This window comes from Bacillus sp. LR_5 (assembly GCF_042709275.1).
In genome coordinates, this window is sequence record NZ_JAVAXX010000308.1 from 1 (window position 1) to 6925 (window position 6925).

Annotated in this window: 8 protein-coding genes; 5 read left to right on the forward strand and 3 right to left on the reverse strand. The window is 46.4% G+C overall.

The window, feature by feature from the left end; all coding sequences use genetic code 11:
* Together tcyA and bsdA are read right to left on the reverse strand one after the other, a co-directional pair.
* Nucleotides 1–732 (reverse strand): cystine ABC transporter substrate-binding lipoprotein TcyA (tcyA, locus tag RAC86_RS32755; protein WP_377886503.1); only part of this gene is annotated, 732 nt, incomplete at its 3' end.
* 115 nt (nt 733–847) lie between these two features.
* Nucleotides 848–1720, reverse strand: a complete 873-nt coding sequence (gene bsdA / locus RAC86_RS32760; RefSeq protein WP_003246552.1) for a transcriptional regulator BsdA — start codon at nt 1718–1720, stop codon at nt 848–850.
* A gap of 89 nt (nt 1721–1809) precedes the next feature.
* Here bsdA and RAC86_RS32765 point away from each other — a divergent pair, with 89 nt between their 5' ends.
* The 5 genes from RAC86_RS32765 to RAC86_RS32785 all read left to right on the forward strand — a co-directional run bounded on the left by RAC86_RS32765 (nt 1810) and on the right by RAC86_RS32785 (nt 5464).
* The gene (locus RAC86_RS32765) at nt 1810–2424 is read left to right on the forward strand and encodes a non-oxidative hydroxyarylic acid decarboxylases subunit B (RefSeq protein WP_014478815.1); all 615 of its coding nucleotides are present in this window, start codon (nt 1810–1812) and stop codon (nt 2422–2424) included.
* Between the two features lie 2 nt (nt 2425–2426).
* A complete protein-coding gene (gene bsdC, locus RAC86_RS32770; RefSeq protein ID WP_003234529.1) occupies nt 2427–3848 on the forward strand; it encodes a phenolic acid decarboxylase BsdC in 1422 nt (473 codons plus the stop codon).
* 16 nt (nt 3849–3864) lie between these two features.
* The gene (gene bsdD, locus RAC86_RS32775) at nt 3865–4092 is read left to right on the forward strand and encodes a phenolic acid decarboxylase subunit BsdD (RefSeq protein WP_010886405.1); all 228 of its coding nucleotides are present in this window, start codon (nt 3865–3867) and stop codon (nt 4090–4092) included.
* On the forward strand, nt 4089–4553 hold the full coding sequence (locus RAC86_RS32780) for a pyridoxamine 5'-phosphate oxidase family protein (RefSeq protein WP_128737504.1): 465 nt from the start codon (nt 4089–4091) through the stop codon (nt 4551–4553). The genes bsdD and RAC86_RS32780 overlap by 4 nt, the downstream gene beginning before the upstream one ends.
* 65 nt (nt 4554–4618) lie before the next feature.
* Entirely contained in the window at nt 4619–5464 is an 846-nt protein-coding gene (locus RAC86_RS32785; RefSeq protein ID WP_377886504.1) for an alpha/beta fold hydrolase, read from the forward strand.
* Nucleotides 5465–5504: 40 nt separating this feature from the next.
* Here RAC86_RS32785 and RAC86_RS32790 read toward each other — a convergent pair.
* The coding region (locus tag RAC86_RS32790) for a peptide MFS transporter (protein ID WP_377886505.1) at nt 5505–6925 on the reverse strand (1421 nt) is incomplete at its 5' end.

Consider the following 6925-nt stretch of genomic DNA (forward strand, 5'->3'; position numbering starts at 1 on the left):
TGCTTTGTTGACTTGATCAACAACCTCGCCGCTTCCTTTACGGAACGTGAAATATGTTGACTGAGGATCACCTGTTTCAAACGCGATTTTCACGTTTTTATTGCCAGATGTTTTTAAGTAGTTCAATACGGCAAGCTTATCGTTGTATGTCATATCGACGCGGCCTTGCTGGATCATTTGAAGGGCCTGCGCCATGCCTTCAACGCCTTCTACTTTCGCGCCGGCATTTGTAGCTAATTTGTTGTAGTTGCTTGTCAGTGATTGAGCTGACGTTTTTCCTTTTACATCTGCTTCAGACTTAATATCGTTGTTGTCTTTTTTCGTTACGACAACGGCTCTTGATGTTGTGTATTTATCTGAGAAATCATATTGATTTTCACGATCTGTTTTTCCGACTTGGTTGGCAACAACGTCAAACCGTTTGGAATTCAGGCCGGCAAACATGCTGTCCCACTGTGTTTCCTTAAAGTCGACTTTAAGCCCGAGGCGTTTTGCGACTTCTGTGATAACTTCGACATCATAGCCAGTCAGTTTATCAGTGTCTTTGTCGTGGTAAGTGAACGGCTCATATGTTCCTTCCGTTCCGACTGTGAGCACACCTTTTTTCTTAATTGAAGCCCAAAGATCGCCATCTTTGGCATTATCTTTTGACTGATTGTCATTTCCTGCTCCGCAAGCTGCAAGAGCTGCAATACTTACGACCATGAATAAAGCCAATAATGCTTTTTTCATCTTATTCCCCACTTTTCTGGTTGATTTTATTGAAATAAAAAAATAGCTTACAAATCTAAAGGATAACTTTTTTTTAGTATGAGTCAAGTAATTGGTTTTCATAAGGCGAAATCTTTTAAAATAAATCCAAAAATTGCTGTGCCGGTTTAGGCAAATAACTGTCCGTTCTCCACATGACAGCCGGTGTCATAATGAAGGGATTATTTTCGATATGGACGGTGTGAACGTGATTTCTCATATGAACGGGAATCATTGTGACAGGCAAAATAGACGCGCCGAATCCGGATGACACGAGGCTGAGCAAAGTTGCAGAGTCGTGGCATTCACAAACAATGCGCGGCTCCAGGTTCAAACGATGAAATTCATTCATGACCTGATTATAGACGCCTTTTCCGTTGACAGGCCGCAGCAGGATCAGCGGAAATGAAGGAATGTCCACCATCTTAATGGTGTCTCCGCACGGATATCCGGCTTCATCTGAAAGCACGAGCACACATGGAATGTCATCAAGCTGCTTGAATTGTACTGTGTCACTTTTGATCAGTGTTGTCGTGACCGCCGCATCGATTTGCCGGCTTTCCAGCAGCTCCAACAGTGTCGCGGGCTCATTTTCCCAAATATTAAAGGTGAGATGGGGGTATCTCTCTTTGATCTGTGTCACTTTTTCAAGCATCAGAGCCGCGCAATAAATCGTTGATCCCACGGCAAGTGTGCCGGCTACTTCCTCCTTCAGCTCCTGTACCTCAATGACTGCATCTTCAAACCTATGCAGAATCTCTTTTGCTCTTTTTAGAAAAACAGCTCCTTCATATGTAAGAGTCATTTGTTTTTTCTTGTTCCGGTCAAACAGGACAACACCAAGTTCGTCCTCCAGCTGTTTGAGCTGCCTGCTTAAAGGCGGCTGCGCCATGTGAAGCTTTTTGGCCGCGGACGTGATTTTCTGTTCTTGGGCAATGGTAATGAAGTATCGAAGCTGGCGAATATCCAAAAGAAAGCGCCTCCTTATCATACCTTTTAGGTATTAAATATAGATTTAATAGATATTTTTCATATGGATATATCAGGAGTATGATTGAAATGAAAGCAGAATTCAAGCGTAAAGGAGGGGGCAAAGTGAAACTCGTTGTCGGAATGACAGGGGCAACAGGGGCCATTTTCGGGGTCAGGCTGCTACAGTGGCTGAAGGCCGCCGGAGTGGAAACCCATCTCGTTGTGTCTCCTTGGGCAAACGTCACGATCAAACACGAAACAGGCTATACCTTACAAGAAGTAGAACAACTGGCCACATACACCTACTCACATAAGGATCAGGCGGCAGCCATTTCAAGCGGGTCGTTTGATACCGATGGAATGATTGTTGCGCCGTGCAGCATGAAATCTCTCGCGAGCATTCGCACCGGCATGGCGGATAATCTGCTGACACGTGCGGCGGATGTCATGCTCAAGGAGAGAAAAAAACTCGTCCTCTTAACGAGAGAGACGCCTTTGAACCAAATTCATCTCGAAAATATGCTAGCGCTTACGAAAATGGGCACCATCATTCTTCCTCCGATGCCGGCATTTTATAATCAGCCGAGCAGCTTAGAGGAAATGGTTGACCATATTGTATTCAGAACGTTGGACCAATTCGGCATTCGGCTTCCTGAAGCGAAGCGCTGGAATGGGATTGAAAAACAAAAAGGAGGAGCTTGATCATGGCCTATCAAGATTTCAGAGAATTTCTCGCAGCCCTTGAAAAAGAAGGACAGCTGCTTACAGTGAATGAAGAGGTAAAGCCGGAACCGGATTTAGGGGCCGCCGCACGGGCAGCCAGCAATCTTGGCGATAAAAGCCCCGCGCTCTTATTTAACAACATTTATGGCTATCATAACGCGCGAATTGCGATGAATGTCATCGGCTCTTGGCCAAACCATGCAATGATGCTGGGCATGCCGAAAGACACACCGGTTAAAGAACAGTTTTTTGAATTTGCGAAGCGTTATGACCAGTTTCCGATGCCAGTGAAACGTGAGGAAACAGCGCCGTTTCATGAAAATGAAATCACAGAAGACATCAATTTGTTCGATATACTGCCTCTTTTCAGAATTAACCAAGGAGACGGCGGTTACTATTTAGACAAAGCATGTGTCATTTCCCGCGATCTTGAAGACCCTGACAACTTCGGCAAACAAAACGTCGGCATTTACAGAATGCAGGTCAAAGGAAAAGACCGCCTCGGCATTCAGCCTGTCCCGCAGCACGATATTGCAATCCATCTGCGCCAAGCTGAAGAACGCGGCATCAATCTTCCGGTGACTATAGCGCTCGGCTGTGAGCCGGTCATTACAACGGCGGCATCGACTCCGCTTCTCTATGATCAATCAGAATACGAAATGGCAGGTGCGATTCAAGGCGAACCATATCGCATTGTCAAATCAAAGCTGTCTGATCTTGATGTTCCGTGGGGCGCTGAAGTGGTGCTTGAAGGTGAGATTATTGCTGGAGAGCGCGAATATGAAGGGCCGTTCGGTGAATTCACAGGCCATTATTCCGGCGGACGCAGCATGCCGATTATCAAAATTAAACGCGTCTATCACAGAAACAATCCGATCTTTGAACATTTATACTTAGGCATGCCTTGGACAGAATGCGATTACATGATCGGCATTAACACATGCGTGCCGCTTTATCAGCAGTTAAAAGAAGCGTACCCGAACGAAATTGTGGCAGTGAACGCCATGTACACACACGGTTTAATCGCGATTGTTTCCACAAAAACCCGCTATGGCGGATTTGCGAAAGCGGTCGGCATGCGCGCACTCACAACGCCGCACGGACTCGGCTACTGCAAAATGGTCATTGTCGTTGATGAGGATGTCGATCCATTCAACCTTCCGCAGGTCATGTGGGCGCTTTCGACCAAAATGCATCCGAAACACGATGCGGTCATCATTCCGGACTTATCTGTCCTGCCGCTTGATCCGGGATCCAATCCATCAGGAATCACTCACAAAATGATTCTTGACGCCACTACACCGGTTGCGCCGGAAACAAGAGGGCATTATTCACAGCCGCTTGATTCTCCGCTAACAACGAAAGAATGGGAACAAAAACTAATGGACTTAATGAATAAATAAGGAAAGGATGTTCGAAATGCATACATGTCCTCGATGCGACTCAAAAAAGGGAGAAGTCATGAGCAAATCGCCTGTAGAAGGCGCATGGGAAGTTTATCAGTGCCAAACATGCTTTTTTACATGGAGATCCTGTGAACCGGAAAGCATTACAAATCCCGAAAAATACAATCCAGCTTTTAAAATTGATCCAAAGGAAACAGAAACAGCAATTGAAGTTCCGGCGGTGCCGGAACGAAAGGCTTGATCCGCGTGAACTGTATGTCAGACCGTCTCTTTGAGCTGCTTGACGGGAGCTGCCTGAATGAGAAGCAGCATGAGGCCTTCGTTCTGCAAACAGTATCAGAGGATGGCTGGCCGCATGCCGCTATGATCAGTGCAGGTGAAATCATCGCGCTGAGCCGAACTGATATCCGAATCGCTCTGTGGAAAAACACAATGACTTCGGCCAACATCCTTCGCACAGGAAAAGCACAGTTCACGGCGTGGTGGAAGGGAGCGGCCTATTATGTAAAGCTTGAATGCGCGCCTTTACCGCCTTTGAAAGATGCTGAATATGATAGAGACCGTTTTTCCTGCCGCATCGTTTCAGTGAAGGAGGACGTTGCGAAATACGCTGATTTGACTTCAGGTGTCCGTATACAGCTTCACAGCGCTGAAGAGGTGCTGAGCAGATGGGAAAAGACCCTGGAAGATTTAAAGCGGTAATATCGATAGCCTGACGCCATGCGTCAGGCTTTTTTTATATAATGAAAACAAAGGGGGCGTGAGAAATGGAACGTGCGGGGATCTGTCACTCGGACGGCTTTGATTTAGCTTATCGAATTGAGGGCGAGGGCGCACCCATCCTTGTGATCGGGAGTGCGGTTTACTATCCGCGCCTTTTTTCCTCAGATATCAAACAGAAATATCAATGGGTCTTTATCGACCATAGGGGATTTGCTAAGCCTAAGCGGGAGCTTCGTGCGGAGGATTCGAGGCTTGATGCCGTCTTGGCTGATATCGAAAGGATGAGAACATTTCTTCAGCTTGAGGATGTTACTATCCTGGGACATTCCGGGCACGCTTTTATGGCTTTAGAGTATGCCAGGACATATCCCAAACAAGTTCGGAAGGTGGCGCTCTTCAATACTGCGCCTGATAACAGTGAAGAAAGACAGCGAAAAAGCGAATCATTTTTCATGGAAACAGCCAGCCTTGAGAGAAAGAAACGATTTGAAAAAGACATCGCGAATTTGCCGCAGGACATCGACAAAGATCCTGAAAGGCGCTTTGTGCACATGTGTATTCGCGCTGAAGCGAAAAGCTTTTATCAAGAGCGGCCGCATGCAGCTGCCTTATGGGATGGCGTATTCACGAATATGCCGATCATTGATGAATTATGGGGCAATACATTTGCCCGGATTGATCTTCTTCAGCGGTTAGCTGATGTTCGTATGCCGGTGTATATCGGATTAGGGAGATATGATTATTTGGTTGCGCCCGTTTCGCTATGGGATGCTGTTGACGGTTTATATCCCCATGTGGATAAGGTTATTTTTGAAAAGAGCGGCCATCAGCCGATGCTGGAAGAACCGGAAGCCTTTGATCAAAGCTTCAGCAAATGGCTGGATCAATAAAAAAACAGCCCGCAGATCAACATCCGCGGGCTGTTTCTGATTATAAGACCCCTTTCATCGCGCGTTTGATCACCGGCGAGAGCAGCAGGAGAATGCCGCCAAGAACGATAGAAATCAAACCGATGGTGCCGAAGTACATTGTTTCAGGAATTTTATCAAACAATCCGGCTACTTGGGCATTGATCGCTTGTGCTGCTGCGTTCGTCAGAAACCACATACTCATTGTCTGTGCAGAGAAGGCAGCTGGTGCCAGTTTCGTTGTCACGGATAAACCGACTGGAGACAGGCACAGCTCTCCAAGCACGACAAGCAGGAAGCTGAGAACGAGCCAAAGCGGGCTTACGAGTGCTTCTTTTCCTTGCATAGCAGGGAATACCATAATGATAAATGACAATCCGGCTAAAATAATTCCGATTGAGAATTTAACTGGTGTAGACGGCTGGCGTTTGCCAAGCTTCATCCAGAGCCATGCGAATATTGGCGCAAAAATGACGACAAACAATGGATTTAATGATTGGAACCAAGATGACTGAAGTTCGAATCCGCCCAATGAAAGTCTTATGCGTTCATCAGCGTATACCGCAAGAATGGTCGCTCCCTGTTCCTGAATGGCCCAGAACATGACAGCACCGATAAACAAAGGAACGTAAGCGGCAAGACGGGATTTTTCTGTTTTGTCCGCTTTTTTGCTTGTAAACATGATGATGAAATAAATCACAGGAATCAAAATACCGAGAATACTTACAAGGTCGATGAAACGTTTGATCGTCAGCACGCCTGTTTGTACAGAGATAATCACTGCGATCGCCACAATGATAACACCGATTCCGGTGCCAATCGCAGATTTTTTAGACAGCGGATTCGGCACATTGGAACCTGCAAGCCCGAGGTTTTTCTTTCTTGTCAAAGCAAATACGATAAGTCCGAGAAGCATTCCGACCGCGGCAGCTCCGAATCCGAGATGATAGTTGTACTTCTGTCCGAGTGTTCCGACAATTAACGGCGCGAGTAAACCACCGAGGTTAATCCCCATGTAGAAAATACTGAAACCTGAGTCGCGGCGCGGGTCTTCTTTCGTGTAAAGATCCCCAACTACGCTTGAAACGTTTGGTTTTAATAAGCCTGTTCCGACAATGATAAGCACCATGCTGATATAGAATGCTATCGAACTGCCCGGATAGGCGAGTGCAATGTGGCCGAACATAATGAATATGCCGCCGTAAAACACGGTGTTTGCGGTACCGAATACCCGGTCAGCGAGCCATCCGCCAATAATGGTGGACATGTATACGAGTGATCCGTAAATCGACATAATGGCAACCGCAGTGCCCTTGTCAAAGCCGAGCCCTCCGTTTACCGTCTCTGTATACAAATAGTAAAGTAAGATTGCTCTCATTCCATAGTAAGAGAAACGCTCCCAAAATTCGGTGAAAAATAGTGTAAATAGTCCTCGCGGGTGAC